Origin of the sequence: Citrobacter sp. wls718 (assembly GCF_005280945.1) — a bacterium.
Classification (GTDB): domain Bacteria; phylum Pseudomonadota; class Gammaproteobacteria; order Enterobacterales; family Enterobacteriaceae; genus Citrobacter; species Citrobacter gillenii.
On sequence record NZ_SZWV01000060.1, the window covers coordinates 6,699 to 9,665 of the forward strand.

Below are 2,967 nucleotides of genomic sequence, written 5' to 3' on the forward strand. Positions count from 1 at the left end.
CGTTAATCGAGTATGTTCAGAAGAATGATATCTATCTGAAAATAATTTGAATTAAGGTAAGCGACGAGCCACAGCCGCCTGTGATCCCGGTCCCTAAGTCGTTAGGTTATTCTGGTATCCCTCATCCCAAGACCAAAACAGTGGATAAGGGCAAATTGCCTGAGGGGGCTATAGGGCCTTGGGCAGCAAGGTTTTATAGTTGGATGGCATCAATTTAACGGTATAGAAACATCAACCCATACGATGACTGCCTACGTTTAAGACATAAATTCTTGCTGTTACGTAAGTATTAATGCTGATTATCATCATGGCACTTTATGGATTACCGTATTAAATATTCATTTTTCCCTATAGTGATAATTCATGCCTAGTTCCCTTTCTAAGCGGCTTGAGGACTTGAGTGTGGCCCAGCGAGAGCGGCTGGCCTACATCGATTTTCGGCTCTACTTCTTTGGTGAGATCGGTCGCCCAGATCTGATTGAGCGCTTCGGCGTGGCTCCAGCAGGGGCGACACGCGATTTGGCTTTGTACCGGGAAATCGTGCCGCATAACATCACCTTCGATGGTAGCAACAAGATCTATCGCATCGGGCAGGCGTTTTCCCCGTTGTTCAAACACGCATCGCAGCGTGTTATGTCGGCGCTGGCTTTCGGCTTTGGCGATGGCGTGAACGGCTCAATGCAGGAGCTGCTACCATGTGAATCCCCCGCAGCCCTGTGCATCCCCAAGATGGATGTGTTAGCCACGATTTGCCGAGCCATCCACGCTAAGCGCCCCGTAGCCATCCGCTACCACTCGATGAGCAACGGCGAGTCCGAGCGGGTAATTGTGCCCTTTGCCTTGGTAGATACAGGCCTGCGCTGGCACGTCCGGGCCTTTGATCGCAAGAGTGGAGAGTTTCGGGATTTCGTCGTCACCCGCATCGAAGTACCAACATTGCTCGACGAGGAGCCACAGGCCAACGAACGGCAGGATAACGACATCCAGTGGACGCGCATCGTCGAGCTGGATTTCGTGCCGCACCCGAGCGTTGAGCGGCCCGATATTATCAAGATGGACTATCGTCGATGCCACGCTGATCCACGCGCCCAGTTCAACCAAGAACCAGGACGGCAAGCGCGACCCGGAAATGCACCAGACCAAGAAGGGGAACCAGTATTACTTTGGCATGAAGGCGCACATCGGCGTTGATGATGAATCGGGGCTGGTACACAGCGTGGTGGGCACGGCAGCCACCGTGGCGGATGTCACCCAGGTCGACAAGCTGCTGCACGGCGACGAGAACGTCGTCTGCGCCGATGCCGGCTACACCGGCGTCGAAAAGCGCTCCGAGCATGCCGACCGAGAAGTGATCTGGCAGGTCGCAGCACGCCGCAGCACCTACAAGATGCTCGATAAACGCAGCGCCCTGTACAAAGCCAAGCGCAAGATCGAGAAGGCCAAGGCGCAAGTGCGAGCGAAGGTAGAGCCCCCGTTTCGCGTGATCAAGCGGCAGTTCGGCTACACCAAGGTACGTTTCCGAGGGCTGGTGAGGAACACTGCACAACTGGTGACGCTGTTTGCCCTGTCGAACCTATGGATGGCCCGCCGACATTTGCTGGCAAGCGCAGGAGAGGTGCGCCTGTAATGCGGAAAATGGCCGTCGCAAGGTGCTCGCGACGGCTGAAAGCACCGAAATGAGCGGGTGATCCGATCGTTTTTGATCGGTTCACCGCTTTCAAAATCAGCAGTGGCTGAAGTCAGCCGGAAATACAGGGCTACTTCAGACCATCCCTAGCTAGGGCTCGTAGTTCGGCGCAAGGCTGAAGTCGCTTGGCTGCTTCGCTGTGCAGATCCATGACCCACTTTCCATCAAACTCCCGGTTGTAGTTCCACAAGCATCTCGCGAGTCTTGCCGGCCCGCTCCACTAACAAGACCACAACATCTCCAACGTTCTTGTCGTCTAGCCGGGCCTGTAATGTGGTGACGTCGTCGACGGCGATACCGTCGATGCTGATAACGCGATCGCCGGGCACGATGCCGCCTGCGGTGACCTCGACGCCGACGAGCCCGGCCCTGTGCGCCGCCGAGCCCGGCGTCACGCGCAATACGAATACGCCCTTACTGCCGGTCAGCGCCTGCAGACGCGCGTTGAGCTGCTCATCCACCTCGATGCCCAGCGCCGGACGGATGTACTTGCCGGTCTTTATGAGTTGCGGCACCACGCGCATGACGGTATCGACCGGCACCGCAAAGCCTATGCCGGCCGAGGCGCCAGACGGACTGTAGATGGCGGTATTGATTCCGATCAGCCGCCCAGCCGAATCGAGCAGCGGGCCACCGGAATTGCCGGGGTTGATGGCGGCGTCGGTCTGGATCAGGTGATCGATGGCCGGGCCGCCCGCTTCTCCCGGCAACGAGCGGTCGAGCGCGGAGACGATACCAGTGGTGAGCGTCCAGTCCAGGCCGAAGGGGTTGCCGATAGCGAACACCTTCTGACCCACCTTGAGGTCGGCACTGGTGCCGACCGGCACGGCCGGCGGGCGCTTGAAACCGACGCCGATCTTGAGCACGGCGATGTCGTGCGCGGGGCTCGTCCCCACCAGCGCGGCCTGGTAGTCGCGGCCGTCGGCCAGTTTGACGGTGGCTTCGGACGCGCCCTGGATGACGTGGAAGTTGGTGACGACGTGGCCGGCGTCGTCCCAGATGAAGCCCGAGCCAGTGCCGCGCGGCACGGAGAACACGTTGCGCGTCCAGACATCGCGTACTAATTGCGCGGTGGTGATGTAGACCACCGAGGCGCGCGATTTTTCGAACAGTTCGATGGTGGTTTTCTCGTCCGCCGCCAGATCGCCACGCGCCATCACGGTGCGTTCTGCTGCCTCGCGCGGACTGAACCATGCCTCGATGGCGGGCAGAAACTGCCACAGCAGCATGAGCGCGGCAATGCAGGCGGTGATGAAGAGCCCGCGCCGGACGAAGCGGTC

1 protein-coding gene and 2 pseudogenes are annotated in these 2,967 nt (G+C 58.8%); 2 read left to right on the plus strand and 1 reads right to left on the minus strand.

Annotated elements, in window-relative coordinates:
- Positions 1-729 precede the first annotated feature (729 nt).
- Together FDW95_RS23775 and FDW95_RS11865 are read left to right on the plus strand one after the other, a co-directional pair.
- Positions 730-969: pseudogene (locus tag FDW95_RS23775) on the plus strand (WYL domain-containing protein); the annotation flags it as partial.
- 88 nt (positions 970-1,057) lie between these two features.
- Positions 1,058-1,627, plus strand: a pseudogene (locus tag FDW95_RS11865) (IS5 family transposase); the annotation flags it as partial.
- A 224-nt stretch (positions 1,628-1,851) separates the two neighbouring features.
- Here the strand turns inward: FDW95_RS11865 and FDW95_RS11870 are convergent.
- Positions 1,852-2,967, minus strand: a 1,116-nt coding sequence (locus FDW95_RS11870) for a trypsin-like peptidase domain-containing protein (protein ID WP_212734302.1), incomplete at its 5' end; no start/stop codon positions are given.